Here is a 19,843-nt window from a genome sequence, read left to right as displayed (position 1 = left end):
CATGGCCCTTCTTGAAGTGCGCGATCTGCAGATCCATTTTCGCACCGCGACCAGTGTGAACCGTGCGGTTGACGGGCTGTCGTTTGACATAAACGCAGGCGAAGCTCTGGCCGTGGTCGGTGAATCCGGCTGTGGCAAGTCTGTCACCTCGATGTCGATCCTTGGCCTGCTGCCGACGCCGCCGGGCAAGGTCGCCGGTCAGATCAACTTTCGCGGCGAGGATACCTGCTCAAGAAATCTGACCGGCAGATGCGCAAGCTGCGCGGCTCCGAGATTGGGATGATCTTTCAGGAGCCCATGACCTCGCTGAACCCGGTGTTCACCATCGGCCAGCAGATCGGTGAATCCGTGCGCCTGCACGAAAACGCCAGCCGCGCCGAGGCGCGCAACCGCGCTATTGAAATGCTACGCCTTGTCGGTATCCCATCGCCGGAACAGCGGGTCGATGAATACCCGCACCAGCTTTCGGGCGGGATGCGCCAGCGGGCGATGATCGCCATCGCGCTGGCTTGTAACCCGGCGCTGTTGGTGGCGGATGAGCCAACGACCGCGCTTGATGTCACCATTCAGGCGCAGATCCTCGACCTGATGCAGGATTTGCGCAGCAAGGTGGGGTCGGCTGTTATGCTGATCACCCACGATCTGGGCGTGGTGGCCGAATTCGCCGAGCGTGTGCTGGTCATGTATGCCGGTCGCAAGGTCGAAGAGGCCCGCGTTGAGGACCTGTTCCGCACGCCGCGCCACCCCTATACCCAAGGGCTGCTCAACGCCGTGCCCAAGCTCGGCTCGTCCTTGAGCGCGGGCGAAGCGGTTCGGCTGGCCGAGATTCCCGGCCGCGTGCCGGACCTGTCCAAACCGCTTCAAGGGTGCGCTTTTGCCGACCGTTGCCCGCTGGTTCAAGACGTGTGCCGCCGCATTGATCCGGCGCTAGAGGCCAAGGCCCCCGGGCATCTCGCGGCCTGTCATTTTTCGCCACGAGAGGTATCCGCAGCATGACCGACGCCCCGCATCTCATCGAAGTTCGCAACTTGGTCAAACGCTTTCCCATCGCCAGCGGAATGTTTTCGAAAACCCAAAAGGCGGTGCATGCGGTGAGCGACGTTAGCTTTCACATCGCCAAGGGCGAGACCCTGTCGTTGGTCGGGGAATCCGGTTGCGGCAAATCAACCGTCGGCAAATGTCTGGCCCAGTTGATCCCCTTGACCGAAGGTGAAATCACGCTGGAAGGCAAACGCATTGACGGTCTTAGCCGGGCCCAGTTGAAGCCGGTGCGCAAGCGGCTGAACGTGGTGTTCCAAGACCCGTTTTCCTCGCTGAACCCACGGATGACGGTTGAAGAGCTGATCGCCGAGCCGCTGCGCAGTCACGGCATGGGCAAATCCCGCGAGGCGCGTAGAACTCGCGTTGGCGATCTGCTGGAAAAAGTTGGCCTCCCGCGCGAGGCAATGGCACGCATGCCGCATCAGTTCTCGGGCGGTCAGCGTCAGCGGATTTGCATTGCGCGTGCGCTCGCTTCGGAACCCGATATCGTCATCTGTGACGAGGCGGTTTCGGCGCTGGATGTTTCGGTGCAGGCACAGATCATCAACCTGTTGATGGACCTGCAAAAAGAACTCGGGCTCGCGCTTTTGTTCATCTCGCATGACCTTGCCGTTGTTGAACATATGAGCGACCGGATCGCGGTGATGTATCTGGGCCGGATCATGGAGATCGCCGACCGCGAGGCGATGTTCCGTCAGCCGCGCCACCCCTATACCAAGGCGTTGCTATCGGCGGTGCCTTTGCCCGATCCGGAGGCCGAGCGGGACCGCGTTGTGTTGACCGGCGATGTGCCAAGCCCGATTGACCCACCTAGCGGTTGTTTCTTTCGCACGCGCTGTCCGATGGCGACAGATCGCTGCGCGCAAGAGGTGCCGGCGCTGCGCGACATGGGTGCGGGCCACATGAGCGCCTGTCACTACGCCGAAGAGGTCTGATTTCAGATCCCAGTTCCCCGATCGCCGCGCCGTCGCGCGGCGATCGCTGATTAGATCACGGCAACCGCCCAGCCAATCGCCGCGACCAGCAGAACCAGCGTGGCCGTGACAGGCACGGCAAGGTGACCGACCCCCAGTTTGAACATCGCCGGAAGCGAAGTGCGCGCCCCAAGCGCGGCAATCGCCAGCAGCAGGAGCACCGAGGAAAGCTGCACCAGCGCCTGTCGCATGGGCTCTGGCACGATGCCCAGACTGTTGAGGCACAACAACAGGCCGAACACGATCACGAAGGGCGGCAGGGCAAAGCCCTTGCGCCCCGGCGTGCGCACGGCAAAGGCCACGGCGAGCAGAACGAGCGGCAACATGATGACGCGGCTCAGCTTGACCAGCGTGGCTGTGTCGCCGGTTTCGACCCCATGCGAATACCCCGCCGCCGCGACCTGCGCCACATCGTGAATTGTCGCCCCGATCAGGAAGCCGGTCTGGCGATCCGACATGCCCAGCGCCTCGAACAGGATCGGGTAAAGCACCATCGCGATGGAGGAGAGCGAGGTCACGCCCACAACGGTGAAGATGACATCCTGTCCTCTAAGCCGCTGCGCGGGCAGGGCGGCGGCAATGGCCAGCGCCGCCGAGGCGCCGCAGATCGCCACCGCGCCGCCAGCGAGCAGGCCAAAGAACATATCCCGCCCCATCAGCCGCGCCACCAAAAGACCCGTGCCGATGGTCAGCACCAGCAAAAGCGTGGTGCCGGCAAAGGGCGCCACCCCGAGCGCTGCCAAATCGGCAAGCTCGACCCGCAAGCCCAAAAGGGCCACGCCCGCGCGCAGCAATGTGCCGCTGGCAAAGGCGAGGCCGTCCTTGCAATGCGCCTCTTGTGACATCGGATAGAACGCCATGCCCAAAAGCAGCGCCAAAAGCATTGGTGGCGCGCCCCAGCGTTGCGACAGAAACGCCGCCGCCATGGCGGTCATCACCGCCAAGGCCAGCCCTTGACCGTTGCGCCCGGCCCACGCCTTGAGGAAGCGCAAAAACGCTTCGGGCGCCGCAAGGGTGCGGACCCGGTTGGAAAGGTTCATCTGTGTGTCTCCTTCGTCGCGCTTTAGTCGCGCTGTGTCAGGCGGATGTCAGCGGTGCGGGCATGGGCCTCCATGCCTTCCAGCCGCGAAATCCGCGCTGTGACCTCGGCCACGCGTTTGGCGGCCTCTTGGGTTGATCGTTGCCAAGTCACCGTCTTGAGGAACTTGTGAACCGACAAGCCGCCCGTATAGCGCGCCGCGCCCGAGGTCGGCAGCACATGGTTCGGACCGGACGCTTTGTCACCAAAGGCAACGGTGGTTTCTTCGCCAAGGAAAAGCGAGCCATAGGCCTTGAGCCTACCCAGCCACCAATCAAGGTCCGAGGCCTGCACATGCAAATGCTCGGGCGCATATTTATCCGCCAGCACGGCCATTTCCTCGCGGGTTTCGCAAACGGCCACTTCTGAAAGCGCGTCCCACGCGGCCTGTGCCGAGCTGGCATTCGCCTCGGGAAGCGAGCGGATCAGGCTAGGGATCAATTCAACCACCTCATGCGCGAGTGCTGCGTTGTTGGTCACCAGCCACACGGGCGAATCCGCGCCGTGTTCCATCTGACCGACCATGTCCCAGGCGACCACCTCGGGGTGGGCGGTGTCGTCGGCAAGGATCAGGCTGTCGGTTGGCCCTGCGACCATGTCTATCCCGACCCGCCCGAACAATTGGCGTTTGGCTTCGGCGACCCAAGCGTTGCCCGGTCCGGCCAGCGTATCGACCGGCGGAATGCCAAAGAACCCGAAGGTCATCGACGCGATCGCCTGAACACCGCCCATCCGCAGGATGCGGTCGGCCCCGGCGAGGGACATGGCATAGGCCATTTCGTCGGAAATTCCATCGGCCCCGCGCGGTGGCGAGCAGGCGGCGACAAACTCAACCCCGGCGGCCTTGGCGGTGGTGATGGTCATCAGTGCCGATGCGACGTGGCTGAACCTTCCGCCCGGCGCATAACAGCCGGTGGCAAGCACAGGGATCGACTTTTGACCGGCGAAAAACCCCGGCGCCATTTCGATCTCCATGTCGGTCAGCGTGTCGCGCTGTGCCTCGGCAAAACGGCGGATGTTTTGATGCGCAAAATCAATGTCCTCACGCACTGATGGCGCAAGACGCGCGGTGGCGGCTTTGATCTCTTCGGGGGTGACGACGACATCGCCCTCCCAATTGTCGAACTTGCGGGCAAAGGCCAGCGCCTCTGCCTCGCCGCCCTTTTCAATGGCCAACAGGATATCCGTGACCTGATCGCGCAATGCGATTTTCTGTTCGGGCGGTTGCGGCAAGGCCGATTTCAGATAGGTGACGGTCATTTGGCCAACATGGCTCCCTGCTAGGATAAACTGGCTTAGTCGCTCGCGCCTGTGACACAAGCGTCCACCAAAACGTCGAGACTGTCGATCAGCGCGAGGGGCGCATGCGACAGGTGCTCCGCGACAATCGAAAACTCAGAGCAGCCGATCACGGCGACACGCGCGCCCGCTTGGGCAAGCTCGCCTGCTGCGGCTTCGAGTATAGGCAAAGCGGCGGCAATATCTCCTCCTTTGATGGCGCGGATCGCCGTCAGGACAAGGTCACGGTCGACCGGATAGATGACATCGCGGCCACGCGCTGAAAAGGCGCGGGCGAACACGCCGGTGATCTCGACTGCGGGCGAGGCGAGGATGCCGACCGGCCCTTGGGGGAGGTGCGCACCACCGCATCGGCCGTCAGCTCGACCATGTTCAAGACGGGCACCTGCACCGATCCGGCAATTGCCGGATAATAGCTATGCGCCGTGTTACAGGGCATGGCCAGAAACGCCGCGCCGCCTGCGGCCAGCCTTTGCGCCATGGCAACAAGGGCCGGGGTCGGGTCTTCGCCGGTCTTTTCGATCAGATGGGCAATCCGCGAAGGCACTTGCGTGTTGCTATCAACGAGCAGCGGAATGTGATCGGCGTCATCCGAGGCGGGCGTGGCGGCCAGCAGGCGCGACATCATCAAGATGGTCGCCTCTGGCCCCATGCCGCCCAGCACGCCTATCGTCTTGCTCATGATCCTGTTCCGATGCTCTTGCTCTGGTCCGGTCTCTGGCGTGTTCAGGCCGACAGCGTGACCAGCTGCGGCTCGTCAAACGAGGCGCGATAGCCGAACAGCCCCGCCGACCCGCCGGTGTGAACGAAAACGATGTTCTCGCTCGGATCAAAGGCGTTCTTGCGCACAAGGTCAATCAACCCCGCCGCGCCTTTGCCGGAATAAACCGGATCGAGCAGAATTGCCTCGTATCGGGCAAACATCTCGATGGCTTCGATGGTGCCGTCGTTCGGAATGCCATAGCCTGCGCCGACATAGTCGGTGTTGGCCTCGACATCACCGCGCGACACCACGCCGGGGCAGCCCAGCTTTTCGGCTGTTGCTTGGGCGAGCTTGAACACATTGGCTTCCTGCTTGTCCTTGGGCGCGCGCACACCGATCCCGAGCAGCGGGATGCCGGAATTGAGAGCCCGCAGGCCCGTCACCAGCCCGGCCTGGGTTCCGGCCGATCCGGTGGCGTGAACCACACGAGAGATCTCCAGCCCCATGTCGTTGGCTTGATTCACCAGTTCCAGCGCGCAATTGGCATAGCCAAGCGCCCCAACAGGGTTCGAGCCGCCGCCGGGGATGATATAGGGGTTTTTGCCCTTGGCGCGCAGCTCGGCTGCGGCTGTTTCACAGGCGGCCACCATGTCGGTGTCGCCCGGCACATGTTCAAGCGTGGCCCCGTGAAGCGCATCCAGAAGGATGTTGCCGTTGGAGCGGTAGTCGGGATCGTTGGAATTGGTCCGGTTTTCAAGGATCGCGTGACACTCAAGCCCCAGCCGCGCGCAAAACGCGGCGGTCTGACGGACATGGTTCGATTGGGTCGCGCCTTGGGTGATGACCACATCGGCTTTCTGTGCCAAAGCCTCGCCCATCAGGAATTCAAGCTTGCGGGTTTTGTTGCCGCCGGTGGACACACCGGTGCAATCGTCCCTTTTAATCCAGAGACGGGGGCCGCCCAGAGCTTCGGACAGCCGGTCCATCGGCTCAAGCGGCGTTGGCAGGTGGGCCAGACGAATGCGGTCAAATCGCGCGAAATGCATAGTAGAAACTCCGGTGTAGCGTTCAGGCCTAGAATGCAACGAAGATTTCGGGTTCTCAAATGCCAAGTTTTCGACCTATTATGCAATAGTCGCATATTGTGGGGGTGGCGCCATGAAGCTGGAATGGCTCGAAGATATTGTCGCGATTTTTGAAAGCGAGTCGCTGAACGAAGCGGCGAGCCGACGCTATCTGACGCAGCCTGCGTTTTCCCGGCGGGTGCGCAGTATCGAAGACTACTTGGGTGTTGAGCTGATGGACCGGTCGCGCAAGCCCGCGCGTCCGACGGGGATGCTTGTCGAACACGAAGACCGCCTGCGCCGCCTGTCGAGTGACCTCAAAGGGTTGGTGGTTGATCTGCGCAAGGCTGACCGCGAGGTGAGCAGCCGTGTGGTCATCGCCAGCCAGCACGCCATCACGACATCGCTTTTGCCGCCGCTGATTGCGACCCATTTTGAGGCGTTGGGCTTTGATTTGCGTTTGCGGTCGGCCAACCGGTCGGAATGCTGGGGGATGTTGATCACCAAAGAGGCGGATCTTGTGCTGACCTACAAATCACGCGCCGAGCTTGCCCAGCCACCCGAGGAATATGTCGAGGAGTTGTTGATCTCGGACGAGGGGCTGATCCCGGTCGGCACGGCTGCCCTGCGCCAGCAGATCGAAATGGGGGAGTTGCCGGTGATCGGATACCCTTCGGATGTTTTTCTGGGCAAATTGATCAACGCCGAGGTGAACCCGCGCATCGCCGATGCCTTCTCGCGCACTACCAAGGTCGAGACCGCGCTTACGGTCGGGGCGATGCAACTGGCTGCAAATGGCATCGGCATCGCGTGGATTCCACAGTCTATGGTTGAGAACCTCCCCGCTAAGAACAAGCTTGAGAGCTTTAGCGACGTGCTGCCGACGCCGCGGATCGCAACTGTGGCGGCCCGGTTGATCGGCAAGAAATCAGACGCCGAAGACGCGATCTGGACAGCGTTGGAAGGCGCCGGCAGCGCGAGTTCCGCAACAGAACACGAGTGAAAGCGCGTTAAGAAGCGCCCTTTTCAGCCTGCTTGCGCCGGGCGCAAAAAGCCAACAGCAACCGCCGACAGCGCAACCATCACCGCCGCCACGGCCAACATCAAAGTCAGTCCGCCGGTTTGATATGTGAGGCCCGACAACACGGTCCCGGCAAGGCGCCCAGCCGCATTTGCCATGTAGTAGAACCCAACATCCATCGTGACCCGTTCGGCCTTGGTGAAGGACAGGATCAGATAGGAATGCAGCGAAGAATTCACGGCAAATACCGCACCGAACACCAACAAGCCGACAACGACGCTGATGGTGAGCCACATCTGCGGCCCCTCCGCCACAAGCGCGGCCATGCTGAGCAGTCCGGGAACAATTGCAAGCGCCCAAGCCCATGTGCGTGCGGCGGCGATCAGCTCACGCTCTGGCCGTGAGTTGGCGCGCAAAATGCGCGGCGCAATCGCCTGCACCAAGCCATAGAGGATCACCCAGCCGGCCATGAAACTGCCGATGAGCCAGAACGCCGTGCGATTGCCGTCAGGCGTGCCATCAGACAGCACCGCATAGAAGTAGATCGGAATGCCGACCACAAACCAAACATCCCGCGCGCCAAACAGGAACACCCGCGCCGCGCTGAGCCAATTGACGTTGCCCGACTTTGAGAAAACTTCCGAGAACTTCGCGTCCTTGCGGCCCTTGGGCAGGCCGGGGGGCATGGCGATCAGCACAGCCAATAGGATAAGCCCGAGGATCGCCGCCATGCCCAGAACCGCCCAGACAAACCCGATGGTCGCCAGCAACGCCGCGCCGAGAAGAAAGCCCAAGCCTTTCACCATATTCTTCGAACCGGTCAGCAAAGCCACCCAGCGAAACAGGCCCGCCCCTTCGGACGGAGCAAGCAGTTTGACGGCGGATTTCGACGACATCTTGGCCAGATCCTTGGCCACGCCGCTCGCCCCTTGCACCAGCATGACATAAACGACAGAGGCCCCGACTGCCCATGTCGGATCAAGCTGTGCCAAGGCCAGCAAAGCCAGCACTTGCAACCCCAACCCCGCATAAAGCGTGGAGGTCAGCCCAAACCGCGCCGCGATAAAGCCTGCGCCGAGATTGGTCAGCACACCGGCAATTTCATAGAGCACGAACAAATAGGCCAGCTGCACCGGCGAAAAGCCCAGCGTGTGAAAATGCAACAGCACCAACATGCGCAAAGCGCCATCGGTGAGCATAAACGCCCAATAGGCCGCCGTAACGGCGATATAGGCCGACATCCCCTCTGGCCGGGACGAGGCTTGGCTCACACCGAGGCTCCCACCATCATCGCCACGTCAACCAAGCGGTGCGCATAGCCCATCTCGTTGTCATACCACGCATAGATTTTCACCTGTGTGCCATTGACGACCATGGTCGACAGCGCGTCCACAATGCTGGAGCGTTCGTCGTTGGTATAGTCGGTCGAAACCAGCGGGCGTTCTTCATAGCCCAGTATTCCGGCCAATGGCCCGGCAGCGGCGGCTTTGAACAAGGCGTTGACCTCTTCGGCGGTGGTGTCGCGCTCGACTTCGAACACACAGTCGGTCAGCGAGGCATTCAACAGCGGCACGCGCACGGCATGGCCGTTCAACCGGCCCTTGAGGTCCGGATAGATCAGGGTGATCGCTGTGGCGCTGCCCGTCGTGGTCGGGATCAGCGCGTTCAGCGCAGAGCGGGCACGGCGCAGGTCCTTGGCCGGGCGATCAACGATCGTCTGCGTGTTGGTCACGTTGTGGATCGTCGTCATCGAGCCATGTTTGATCTTGAGATTTTCATGGACGACCTTGACCACCGGGGCGAGGCAGTTGGTTGTGCAGCTCGCGGCGGTGATGATCTTGTGGCGGTCGGGCTCGTAAATGTCGTGGTTGACGCCAAAGACGATGTTGGCCGCATCGCCGTCCTTGACCGGGGCAGAGACCACCACCTTTTTCACGCCGGCCTCAAAAAACGGGGCGAGCTTGGCTTCGGTCTTGAAGACGCCGGTGCAGTCGATCACCACATCGACCCCCTCAAGCGGCAGATCAGCGATGTCGCGCGTGCCGATAAAAGGCAGGCGCGCGCCATTGATGGTGACGCTATCGGCGTCATGCTCAAACGCGGCGTCCCAACGGCCATGAACCGTATCAAATTCAAACAGATGTGCGTGCATGGCAGGATCACCCACCGCATCATTGATCCAGGCAATCTCGGCCCCGCGTTCGAGCAGCGGGCGCAGCGCGAGCTTTCCGATCCGGCCAAGGCCGTTAAGGGCGTAAACGGTCATCAGGCGGCTCCTTCTTTTTCATTGATCTGGCCGATGTCATCGACCGCTTTTTGCAAGGACAAACGGTCAAGCGAGGCAATCGGTAAGGCGGTGAACCCGATCATCCGGTTGCGCAGCGCACCATAGGTTTGATGAAAGGCGAGACTTTTTTCCGCGTCGGTCCCCTCGACAGAAACCGGATCAGGCAGGCCCCAATGGGCGCTGATCGTCTGGCCGCGCCATGCCGGGCATTCCTCGTTTGCGGCCTGATCGCAAACGGTAAAGACGAAATCGAATTCGGGCGCGTCCGCGCCCTGAAATTCCGATAGGTTTTTCGAACGCAGGACCGAAACATTATGGCCCTTCTGCTGCAACACGTCGAGCGCGAAGGGGTTCAGTTCGGAGCGCGGCGTGATGCCCGCCGAATAGGCCACAAAACGATCGCCAGCGATGTCACGCAGGATGGATTCGGCAAAGATTGAACGGGCCGAATTGCCGGTGCAGATGAACAGGACGTTATATTTACGGTCAGTCAAGGCGCTGTCTCCGGACGGGGTGGGAAAGGGTGCTGACGCGCAAATTTCTGGGCGGCCCCGGCAGCAGTCGTGCTGGAGATAATCAATGGTCTCGCGGGCGGCGGACATGTCGATGGAATAGCGCAAAGAGGTGCCAACACGTTGCTGTTGCACCAATCCGGCCTGCAAAAGCGCGCTGACATAGGTGGAAAGCGTATTCGGTTTCAGCCCGAGCGCATGGGCCAGCTCGGTCGCGGGCACGCGATCAGGGTAGCGCCGCATCAGCAGCTTGAACACAGCCAGTCGCTGGGGATGGCCGAGGGTCGAAAGGCGGTTGGGAATCATTATATCCATAATTCATGAATAAGTGAATTAGTGGGCGGTGCCAAGTGACGCTTTTATGACAGTCCTAACGCTTCCAAGCGGTCTGAACGAAGCGGTGCTAGGCATTGTGTCGGCTGTACCGGGTCAGAGCATCGCAGCTTTGCGCGACAAGCGCTCCTGCGCCATCAATGCAGCGCGTTCGCCGTATCCATAAGCGCGGGCAAAATCTCTTTTCTGACTTTGTCACCATCAAAGCTGTGGGCCGCAACGGCGACTTGTATAGCGGCGCTTGCTCTGCCGTCGGGGCCTAGAACCGGCACAGCCACGCTGATTTCGTTCAAAATCATCTGGTTCTGCGTCAGGGCATAGCCGTCTTGGGCTGCGGTCTCGATCGACTGGGCGATCGCGTCACGGTCGATTTCCGTTTTGGGGGTCGCGCTGTGAATGGGCCAGTTTGCAACAGCAGTCGCGCGCTCTTCTTTGGTCCATGTCGACAGGATCACGCGCCCCGAGGCTGTCACCAGAGCGGGCAGGCGGCGGCCGATAATGCTGGAGGCAAATTGCGCCCGCTGATTTGGCAGGCGCAGGGCATAGATGATGTGATCGCCCGAAATTTCAGCCAGATTGACTGTCTCACCAATTGCCTGTCTCAGCTCGATCATTTTGGGCAAGGCACGCGCCGCAAGCGGGTCGGCCCAGTAGTAGGCATAGGCCAATTGCAGCCACGCGTGGCTGGGCTGATAGCGGCGGGTGGCGGGGTCGCGCTCCAGCATGCCTTCGGCGTGCAGCGTATGGGCAAACCGTTGCACGGCGCTTTTCTCAAGCCCGGTGCGCGCCACCAGATCCGACAGCGACAACGACGCATTTGATTCGTCAAAAGCGCGCAACAGCTTCAATCCCTTGGCGAGGGTGCCTGCGAACAATGGATTCTGCTTCATTTCCATCTTTTTCCACTCTTTTGCTCGGAGATTACCTGTTGTCACCTCACAAAGGGCTTGACGAGTAGACCGGTTTTTCGCTTACGATGATTAAATAATATCATTGAGTATCAAATAATGATACCGTGATGCCAAGCAAAAACTTACATCAGGGATATGACATGACCAGAAAACTGATCTCTTCCTCGCTTTTGGCGCTTTTTGTAGCAGCGGCACCCGCCGTTGCCGAAAAGGCGAACGATACGCTGCGCGTTGCGTTCACCAAAGAGCTTGAGAACGTCGACAGCTACTTTAACTCGTCGCGCGAAGGCGTCGTGCTTCAGCGCGCGATCTGGGACGGGCTGATCTATCGCGATCCGGCGACCAATGAATACAAGGGCAACCTTGCCACCTCGTGGACATGGATCGACGACACCACGCTGGAATTCAAGCTGCGCGAAGGCGTGACCTTCCACAATGGCGAGCCGTTTAACGCCGATGATGTTGTGTTCACGGTCAACTACGTCGCCAAGGAAGAAAACGGCGTCAAAACCCAACGCAACGTGAACTGGATGAAGTCGGCCGAGAAGATCGACGACTACACCGTGCGTATCATGCTCAAGGACAAGTTCCCGGCGGCGATCGAATTCCTGTCGGGTCCGGTGTCGATGTACCCGAATGAATATTACGCCGAGGTCGGCCCGTCCGGCATGGGTCTCAAACCCGTTGGAACCGGTCCTTACAAGGTGACCAACGTGGTGCCGGGTCAGCATTTCGTGCTCGAAGCCAACGAAGGCTACCACGACAGCCCCAAGGGAGCCCCCAAGATCAAGAACGTCGACATCCGCACCATCCCGGATGTGAACACCCAGATGGCCGAGCTCTTCTCGGGTTCGCTTGATTTGATTTGGCAGGTGCCTGCGGATCAGGCCGAAAAACTGGCCCAGATGGGACAGTTCAAGGTGGCCAATGAATCCACCATGCGTGTCGGCTACCTCCAGATGGACAGCGCCGGGCGGACCGGTGCGGATAATCCGTTTACCAAGCTGAAAGTGCGTCAGGCGGTGAACTATGCCATCAACCGTCAGGAGCTGGTTGATGCGCTGCTCAAGGGCAAGTCGAAAGTGGTTCAGACCCCCTGTTTCCCCAGCCAGTTCGGCTGTGTTCAGGACGTGAAGAACTATGAGTACGACCCGGAAAAAGCTAAGGCACTTCTGGCCGAGGCGGGCTATCCCGACGGGTTCACGACCGAGTTCTACGCCTATCGCGACCGCGCCTATGCCGAAGCGATCACCTCCTATCTGAACGCTGTTGGCATCAAGACCGACTTCAAGATGCTGCAGTATTCGGCCCTGCGCGAGCTGAACATGCAAGGCAAAGTGCCGATGACCTTCCAGACTTGGGGCAGCTATTCGATCAACGACGCCTCGGCGATGGTCAGCCAGTTCTTCAAGCATGGCTCGCTCGACAGCACCCGTGACGATCAGGTTCTGGAGTGGCTCAAGGTTGCCGACAGCTCGACCAATCCGGATGAGCGGATCGAATACTACGGCAAGGCGATCAACCGCATCGCGGACCAAGCCTTCTGGGCGCCGATGTTCAGCTATAACACCAACTATGTGTTCACCAACGATGTCGCATACACGCCCACACCGGACGAGGTGCTGCGCTTTATCGACATGAGCTGGAACTGATAGTGACCGGGGCAGGGGCCATGCGCACCTGCCCCGCTTCGCACGTCTCTGTTTTCCGACCCCCGTTTCCTATTCATATGACTGACACCCAAACGTGTGCGGCCCCGCGCCACACGCCCGAGGTACCCTTATGCTTCCCTTCATCCTGAAACGACTGGGCCTTGCCCTGCTGGTGGCTTTCACAGTCAGCTTCATCAGCTTTTCGTTGCTCTTCCTTTCTGGCGACCCGGCAGCGGCGCTGGCCGGGGAAACCGCAAGCGGCGAAGATATCGATGCGATCCGCCGCATTTATGGTTTTGACCGGCCGATGCTGGTGCAATACGGCGAATGGCTGTTTGCCGCGATGCGCGGGGATTTCGGCGAAAGTTACTATTTCAAGCTGCCGGTTGAAGGGCTGATTGCCGAGCGGCTTCAGGTGACGATGACGCTCGGGCTTTGCGGTATCCTGTTTGCGCTGGGTGTGGCGGTGCCGCTAGGCGTTCTCGCGGCGATCCGTCCCAACTCGATCATCGACCGCGTTGCTCTGTTCCTGTCGGTGGCGGGACAGGCGATGCCGTCGTTCTGGTTCGGTCTGATCCTGATCGTGGTCTTCGCGATCCAGCTGGGCTGGCTGCCGCCATCGGGGGCAACGACATGGCGGCACTATATCATGCCGACTATCGTGCTGGGCTATTACGCCATGCCAGCGATCATGCGCCTGACGCGGGCGGGGATGCTGGATGTGCTGAACTCGGATTTCATTCGCACAGCGCGGGCCAAAGGCGCGAGCGAGGGGCGGGTGTTGTTCAAACACGCCCTGCGCAACGCGATCATCCCGGTGGTCAGCCTCGCGGCGGTTCAGATGGGTTTCATGCTGGGCGGGTCGATCGTCGTCGAATCCGTCTTTGCCTTGCACGGTGCGGGCTTCCTCGCTTGGGAGAGCATTGCGCGCAATGACCTGCCCACGGTGCAGGCGCTGATCCTTGTCTTCTCGATGTTCTACATCGTTTTCACCTTTCTGGCGGACGTGCTGAACGCATGGCTCGACCCCCGTATGCGGAGCGCATGATATGAGCAACGTAACAACAGATCCCGGCGTCGATCCGCTTTCACAGGAAATCCAAGGCCCGACGCCGCGGCAAATGCTCATGGCGCGGGCACGCGGACATAAGGGGCTGATCTTTGGCATGGTGATCGTCGGGTTGCTGGTTGTCGTGGCGCTGCTGGCACCGCTGCTGGCGCCGCATGACCCCTATGCCCAGAGCCTGATGAACCGCATGGTCAAACCCGTGTTTATGGGCGGCACATGGGAACATCCCCTTGGCACCGACCACCTTGGCCGTGATTACCTGTCGCGCCTGATATATGGCGCGCGGGTGTCGCTGTTGATTGGCGTGGTTGCGGCGCTGATCTCTGGTGTGATCGGCACCGCGATGGGCGTCTCCGCCGGCTATTTCGGCGGCAGGGTCGATGCGGTCGTGACCTTCCTGATCAACGTGCGGCTGGCGATGCCGGTGGTGCTGGTGGCGCTGGCGGTGGTGGCGATCCTTGGTGGGTCGCTGACCGTGGTGATCTGTGTGCTGGGGCTGTTGCTCTGGGACCGCTTTGCCGTGGTGATGCGCGCCTCGACGCTACAGGTGGCGCGGCGCGATTATGTGGCGGCGGCACAGGTGATCGGCTGTTCGACGCCGCGCATCCTGTTGACCGAGATCATGCCCAACATTTTTAACAACCTGATTGTGGTGATCACGCTGGAGATGGCCCACGCCATCCTGCTCGAAGCGGCGCTGAGCTTCCTTGGGCTGGGCGTCCAACCGCCGACCCCGTCGTGGGGGTTGATGGTGTCCGAGGGCAAGAACATGATGCTGTTCGAACCCTGGCTGGTGCTGATCCCCGGTGCGGTTCTGTTCGTGCTGGTGCTGGCGATCAATCTGATGGGTGACGGTCTGCGCGATGTGACCTCGCCGGAAGGGAGAAGCTGATGTCCACTCCATTGCTTAGCGTAAAAAACCTCTGTCTCGACATTCCCACCGGGGGCGGCATTCTGCGTGCCGTGCGCGGGATCGACTTTGAACTGCAACGCGGTGAGACCCTGTCGATTGTCGGTGAAAGCGGATCGGGCAAATCCCTGACCTCGCTGGCGGTCATGGGGCTGTTGGGCAAGTCGATCAAACGCTCGGCCGACGAGATGACGTTCGACGGGATCGACCTGCAAAAATCGAACCGCCGGGTGCTGCGTGATCTGCGCGGCAACCGGATGGCGATGATTTTCCAAGAGCCGATGACCTCGCTCAATCCCGCCTATACGATTGGTGACCAATTGACCGAGACGCTGTTGCTGCACCGCAAGGTCGGCAAGGCAAAGGCGCGTGAGCGGGCGATTGAATTGCTCGAAAAGGTCGGCATCACCGCCGCTGCAAGCCGCCTGTCGCAATATCCCCATCAGCTTTCTGGTGGGTTGCGCCAACGGGTGATGATTGCATTGGCGCTGATGTGCGAGCCTGACCTTTTGATCGCGGACGAACCGACAACGGCGTTGGACGTGACCATTCAGGCCCAGATCCTGCGCCTGCTTGTCGACCTCACGCGTGAGATGAACATGGCGATGATCCTGATCACCCATGATCTGGGCGTGGTAGCCCGCGTCGCCGACAAGGTCGCGGTGATGTATGCCGGTGAGCTGGTCGAAACCGGCGCGGCCGAGCAGATTTTCGCGCGCCCGTCGCACCCCTATACCCGTGGCCTCCTGCGTTGCATTCCGCAACCGGGCAAGACCGAACGCGGTGCGCCGCTGGGCACGATCCCCGGCATCGTGCCGTCGTTGGTGGGCGAGGTCACAGGCTGTGCCTTTCGCACCCGCTGTCCGCATGTCACACCAGAGTGTCGCGCCGCGATCCCTGAGCGCGGCGACAGCACCCATGTTTTCAAATGCGTCCACGCCGATGGCGCGCTTTCCGCCGAAGGAGAAGCCGCATGAGCGCTGTCCTGACACTCGACCAAGTCAAAAAGACCTATACCGTGAAACAGGGGCTGTTCGGCCCGCGCAAACCGCTCACCGCCGTGAACGAGGTGTCGCTCTCGCTGGGCAAGGGCGAGGTGCTGGGCCTCGTCGGGGAATCCGGCTGTGGCAAATCGACATTGGCCAAGCTGCTGCTGGGGCTGGAAAAGCCGACCTCGGGTCAGGTGCTGGTTGATGGCGAGCCGATGCAGGGGCTTGACCGGCGGCAACTGGCCAGCCGCTTGCAACCGATCTTTCAGGATCCCTATTCCTCGCTCAACCCACGCAAGTCTATTGCCGATATCATCTCGCTACCGCTGCGGGTGCATGGCGTCGGCGATCGCAGCAGTCAGGAAAAAGCCGTGCGCGATGCGCTCGACGTGGTCGGCCTTCCGGCGCGGGTGATGAACACCTATCCAAGCCAGATGTCCGGCGGTCAGCGCCAGCGTGTCGCCATCGCGCGCGCCCTTGTGATGCGCCCCGAGATCGTGATCTGTGACGAGCCGACCTCGGCGCTGGATGTCTCGGTGCAGAGCCAGATCCTCAACCTGCTGGGAGAGCTGCGCGAGGAATTCGGGCTCACGTATCTGTTCATCTCGCATGACCTCGCCGTGGTTGAACACCTCGCGACGCGGGTGGCAGTGATGTATCTGGGCCGGATCGTAGAAGAGGCCCCGGTGGCCGATCTGTTCGACGCGCCAAAGCACCCTTATACCAAGGCGCTTCTTGCCTCGGTCCTGACACCGGAACCGGGCCTTGGCGTGCCTGAAACCTCGCTCGGGACGGCCTATCCCAACCCGATTGATCCGCCGTCGGGCTGTGTCTTCCACCCCCGGTGCCCGAATGCGACCGAGCTGTGCAAAACCACCGCGCCGCGCCCTCTGGCCCTGCCCGAAGGTCGGGTTGAATGCCACTTGCACGATCCGGAAAGCCCAATGTTTGGAAAGGCCGCAGCATGAGCGCCCTGTCACGTACCCAGCACACCCGCAAACACGTCATTGAAACCGCAGGCGGCGTTGTCGCCTCGCAGCACCGGCTCGCGGCAGAAGCCGGAGCCGAGGTGCTGCGCGCCGGGGGCGATGCGGTTGACGCGGCGGTGGCGACCTCGTTCGTGGTCGGCGTGCTTGAACCATGGATGAGCGGCCCCGCGGGCGGCGGCGCGGCGCTGCATTGGCGCGCGGACACGGGCGAGGCGGTAGCGATCAACTTCGGCATGCGCTCACCGCGCGGTTTGCGTGTGGCGGACTACCCGCTGTCCGGCGAAGGCAAGGCCAGCGACCTGTTCCCATGGGAGCGGGTCGTCGATGACCGCAACGTCCAAGGGGCTACAGCGATTGCCGTGCCCGGCGTGGTCGATGGCATGGGGCAGGCGCATGCGCGCTGGGGGCGGATGCCTTGGGCCGATCTTCTGGCGCCCGCAGTTGCCCACGCAAAAGAGGGCATGCTGGTCGATTGGAGCGCCGCGCTTTTGATCGCCTCGACCGCGCGCGAATTGGCCAAAGACCCGGAGGCGGCGGCGATGTTCCTTGATGACGGGCAATGGCCGAAGGGCTCAGGCTGGACCGCGATCCCCGACAACCACCTCGATCAATCCGCCATGGCCGCCACGCTCGACGCGCTGGCGCGGGGCGGGGCGCGCAGCTTCTATCAGGGCGATATTGCCAATGCGCTCGCCGGCGATGTGCAGGCCAAGGGCGGCAGCCTCTCGGTTGAGGATCTCAAAGGCTATCGCGCATGGATGGGCGCGGCGCAGCCCGTAAAATATCGCGATGCGCTCTGCCACGTGGTGCCCGGCCTGACGGCGGGTCCGACCTTTGCCCGCGTGTTCGAACAGCTGGAAACACAGGGCCCCTTAGCACACCGGCCAAGGCCTTTTCTGCCTATGCCTCCGCGCTCGACACTGCCTATGCGGAACGTCTGGGCAAGATGGGCGACACCGGCGAAGTCCCCGAAGCCCCCGGCTGCACCACGCATTTCTCGGTGGTGGACCGCGACGGCAATATGGTCAGCAACACCCAGACCCTGCTGTCGATTTTCGGCAGCCGCGTGGTCTCCCCCACGACCGGCCTGTTGATGAACAACGGCATCATGTGGTTCGACCCCGAACAGGGCAAGCCCAACTCGCTTGGCCCGGACAAGGCCTGCTTGATGAACGTCTGCCCGGTGCTTGGCGCACAGGGCGACCGGCGCTTTGCGCTTGGCGCCTCCGGCGGTCGCAAGATCGTCTCGGCGGTGGCACAGCTCTCGTCGCTGATGCTCGATGGCGGGCTCTCGCTTGAGGACGCCTTTCACCATCCGCGCATCGACATGTCGGGCGGCGATGAGATCATCGCTGACGAGACCCTACCGGCCGAAGTGATTGCCGCGCTTGAGGCCGTCAAACCCGTTCGCACAACGCGCCGCACCGTTTTGCCCTATGCCTTTGCCTGCCCCGCCGGGGTGATGCGCTCGGGCTCGCTCAATGCGGGGTGCACAGAAATCATGTCGCCATGGGGCGACGCAGCACTTGAGGAAGACCAATGACCCGCAACGCCGCCATCGAAACCGTCAGCCGATATTTCGACGAGGGGAGCTTTCAAAACGACCTCGCGCAGCTGGTGACCTATCGCAGCGAAAGCCAGAACCCTGATGATGCGGCACAGGCCGAATGCCTGCGCTATCTCGAAGAGGCGATGCTGCCCCGGTTGACGGCGCTTGGCTTTACCTGCGAGATCATCGACAATCCCGAGCCGCGCGGCGGCCCGCTTCTGTTGGGCGAACGTCACGAGGGCGATGACCTGACCACGGTGCTGACCTATGGCCACGGCGATACGGTGCTGGGGCAAGAGGGCATGTGGCGCGAGGGGCTGACCCCGTGGGAGATTGTAGAGGAAGGAGAGCGGCTTTATGGCCGTGGCACCGCCGACAACAAATCCCAGCACCTTGTAAACATCGCCGCACTCGAGGCCGTTCTGGCAGAGCGCGGCAGCTTGGGCTTCAACACGCGCATTGTCATCGAGATGAGCGAAGAGGTCGGCTCCGTTGGCCTGCCCGAAGTGTTCAAATCCCACAAGGACAGGCTCTCTGCCGATGTGCTGATCGCCTCGGACGGGCCGCGCCTGCAACCCGAAGTGCCGACCATGTTCATGGGCTCGCGCGGGGGGGTGACTTTTGATCTGATGATCGAAACCCATGAGGGCGCGCATCACTCCGGAAACTGGGGTGGGCTGCTTAGCGATCCGGCGATGATCCTTGCCCATGCGCTCGCCTCGATCACCGATGTGCGTGGCCAGATCAAAGTGCCGGAATGGCGGCCCGACAGCCTCACCGACAGCGTGCGCGCCGCCCTGCGCGACCTGCCGGTCGAAGGCGGCAACGGCCCGGCGGTCAACCCCGATTGGGGCGAAGAAAGCCTGACCCCGGCCGAGCGCGTCTTTGGCTGGAACAGCTTCGCGGTGCTGGCGATGGTGTCGGGCGTGCCCGAAGCGCCGGTTAACGCGATTTCGGGCTGGGCGCGGGCGACGTGCCAGCTGCGCTTTGTTGTTGGCACCGACCCGGAAGAGGTTGTTCCCGCTCTGCGCCGTCACCTTGATGCGCTTGGCTTCTCGAAGGTCGAGATCAAGCCACATGACCGGGGCTTCTTTGCCGCAACACGGCTCGATCCTGAGCATCCTTGGGCGCAGTTCGTCGGCAATTCTATCCGCGAAACTGCGGGCGATCTGCATGTGTTGCCCAATTTGGCGGGGTCTCTGCCCAACGACAGCTTCACCGATATTCTCGGGCTGCCGACAATCTGGGTGCCGCATTCCTATCGTGGCTGCTCTCAGCACGCCCCGAACGAGCATGTCCTGGAACCCATCTGCCGCGACGCATTGCGCGTTATGGCTGGCGTGTTCTGGGATGTCGGCGCCACCGGCGGGCCGAAATCCAGCTAAGACGACCGGGCACGCCCCTATTCTAGGGGCGATGCCGCTTAGATTCTTTACTCTACTTGAGCTGTTCCGCGCTTTGA

At 61.6% G+C, this 19,843-nt stretch carries 17 protein-coding genes and 2 pseudogenes; 10 read left to right on the top strand and 9 right to left on the bottom strand.

The window, feature by feature from the left end; translation table 11 throughout:
* Position 1 precedes the first annotated feature (1 nt).
* Both N4R57_16030 and N4R57_16025 read left to right on the top strand, forming a co-directional pair.
* Positions 2-996 (top strand): annotated as a pseudogene (locus tag N4R57_16030) (ABC transporter ATP-binding protein).
* On the top strand, positions 993-1,976 hold the full coding sequence (locus N4R57_16025; GenBank protein ID UYV36497.1) for a dipeptide ABC transporter ATP-binding protein: 984 nt from the start codon (positions 993-995) through the stop codon (positions 1,974-1,976). Before N4R57_16030 ends, N4R57_16025 begins: the two are co-directional and overlap by 4 nt.
* Before the next feature lie 50 nt (positions 1,977-2,026).
* Here the strand turns inward: N4R57_16025 and N4R57_16020 are convergent, their stop codons facing one another.
* Genes N4R57_16020 through N4R57_16000 form a run of 5 tightly spaced genes read right to left on the bottom strand, consistent with a single transcriptional unit; the run spans position 2,027 to position 6,141 of the window.
* Positions 2,027-3,055 carry a putative sulfate exporter family transporter gene (locus N4R57_16020; GenBank protein ID UYV36496.1) on the bottom strand — a complete coding sequence of 343 codons (1,029 nt, stop codon included), beginning with the start codon at positions 3,053-3,055 and terminating at the stop codon, positions 2,027-2,029.
* 23 nt (positions 3,056-3,078) lie between these two features.
* Positions 3,079-4,353, bottom strand: a complete 1,275-nt coding sequence (gene hisD, locus N4R57_16015; GenBank protein UYV36495.1) for a histidinol dehydrogenase — start codon at positions 4,351-4,353, stop codon at positions 3,079-3,081.
* Positions 4,354-4,388: 35 nt separating this feature from the next.
* Entirely contained in the window at positions 4,389-4,673 is a 285-nt protein-coding gene (locus tag N4R57_16010; protein UYV36494.1) for an aspartate/glutamate racemase family protein, read from the bottom strand.
* The gene (locus tag N4R57_16005) at positions 4,604-5,074 is read right to left on the bottom strand and encodes an aspartate/glutamate racemase family protein (protein ID UYV36493.1); all 471 of its coding nucleotides are present in this window, start codon (positions 5,072-5,074) and stop codon (positions 4,604-4,606) included. Before N4R57_16005 ends, N4R57_16010 begins: the two co-directional genes overlap by 70 nt.
* A 44-nt stretch (positions 5,075-5,118) precedes the next feature.
* Positions 5,119-6,141, bottom strand: a complete 1,023-nt coding sequence (locus N4R57_16000; protein UYV36492.1) for a D-cysteine desulfhydrase — start codon at positions 6,139-6,141, stop codon at positions 5,119-5,121.
* A gap of 112 nt (positions 6,142-6,253) precedes the next feature.
* Here N4R57_16000 and N4R57_15995 point away from each other — a divergent pair, with 112 nt between their 5' ends.
* Positions 6,254-7,162: a LysR substrate-binding domain-containing protein gene (locus N4R57_15995; protein ID UYV36491.1), complete on the top strand. Its 909-nt coding sequence runs from the start codon at positions 6,254-6,256 to the stop codon at positions 7,160-7,162.
* Positions 7,163-7,185: 23 nt separating this feature from the next.
* On the opposite strand, the gene arsJ is transcribed toward N4R57_15995, so the two are convergent.
* The 4 genes from arsJ to N4R57_15975 all read right to left on the bottom strand — a co-directional run bounded on the left by arsJ (position 7,186) and on the right by N4R57_15975 (position 11,208).
* A complete protein-coding gene (gene arsJ / locus N4R57_15990) occupies positions 7,186-8,451 on the bottom strand; it encodes an organoarsenical effux MFS transporter ArsJ (GenBank protein ID UYV36490.1) in 1,266 nt (421 codons plus the stop codon).
* Entirely contained in the window at positions 8,448-9,446 is a 999-nt protein-coding gene (locus N4R57_15985) for an ArsJ-associated glyceraldehyde-3-phosphate dehydrogenase (protein UYV36489.1), read from the bottom strand. The genes arsJ and N4R57_15985 overlap by 4 nt, the downstream gene beginning before the upstream one ends.
* A complete protein-coding gene (locus N4R57_15980) occupies positions 9,446-10,294 on the bottom strand; it encodes a helix-turn-helix domain-containing protein (GenBank protein ID UYV36488.1) in 849 nt (282 codons plus the stop codon). Before N4R57_15980 ends, N4R57_15985 begins: the two co-directional genes overlap by 1 nt.
* A 155-nt stretch (positions 10,295-10,449) precedes the next feature.
* A complete protein-coding gene (locus N4R57_15975; protein ID UYV36487.1) occupies positions 10,450-11,208 on the bottom strand; it encodes an IclR family transcriptional regulator in 759 nt (252 codons plus the stop codon).
* Between the two features lie 155 nt (positions 11,209-11,363).
* Here N4R57_15975 and N4R57_15970 point away from each other — a divergent pair, with 155 nt between their 5' ends.
* The 7 genes and pseudogenes from N4R57_15970 to N4R57_15940 all read left to right on the top strand — a co-directional run bounded on the left by N4R57_15970 (position 11,364) and on the right by N4R57_15940 (position 19,766).
* A complete protein-coding gene (locus N4R57_15970; GenBank protein ID UYV36486.1) occupies positions 11,364-12,875 on the top strand; it encodes an ABC transporter substrate-binding protein in 1,512 nt (503 codons plus the stop codon).
* Between the two features lie 130 nt (positions 12,876-13,005).
* On the top strand, positions 13,006-13,923 hold the full coding sequence (locus N4R57_15965; protein ID UYV36485.1) for an ABC transporter permease: 918 nt from the start codon (positions 13,006-13,008) through the stop codon (positions 13,921-13,923).
* Between the two features lies 1 nt (position 13,924).
* Positions 13,925-14,836 (top strand): ABC transporter permease, encoded by a 912-nt coding sequence (locus tag N4R57_15960; GenBank protein UYV36484.1) that lies wholly within the window; start codon positions 13,925-13,927, stop codon positions 14,834-14,836.
* Positions 14,836-15,831 (top strand): ABC transporter ATP-binding protein, encoded by a 996-nt coding sequence (locus tag N4R57_15955; protein ID UYV36483.1) that lies wholly within the window; start codon positions 14,836-14,838, stop codon positions 15,829-15,831. The genes N4R57_15960 and N4R57_15955 overlap by 1 nt, the downstream gene beginning before the upstream one ends.
* Positions 15,828-16,811, top strand: coding sequence for an ABC transporter ATP-binding protein (locus N4R57_15950; protein UYV36482.1), 984 nt, complete (start codon positions 15,828-15,830; stop codon positions 16,809-16,811). The genes N4R57_15955 and N4R57_15950 overlap by 4 nt, the downstream gene beginning before the upstream one ends.
* Positions 16,808-18,375: pseudogene (locus N4R57_15945) on the top strand (gamma-glutamyltransferase). Before N4R57_15950 ends, N4R57_15945 begins: the two are co-directional and overlap by 4 nt.
* Complete coding sequence (locus tag N4R57_15940; protein UYV36481.1) at positions 18,372-19,766, top strand: M20 family metallopeptidase; 1,395 nt, start codon at positions 18,372-18,374, stop codon at positions 19,764-19,766. The pseudogene N4R57_15945 and the gene N4R57_15940 overlap by 4 nt, the downstream one beginning before the upstream one ends.
* The last annotated feature ends 77 nt before the right edge of the window (positions 19,767-19,843 follow it).

It is taken from the genome of Rhodobacteraceae bacterium D3-12, from assembly GCA_025916135.1.
In the GTDB taxonomy this organism is placed as follows: domain Bacteria; phylum Pseudomonadota; class Alphaproteobacteria; order Rhodobacterales; family Rhodobacteraceae; genus JAKGBX01.
The sequence above is the reverse complement of the archived record's forward strand: the minus strand, read 5'-3'. Positions and strand labels throughout refer to the sequence as shown.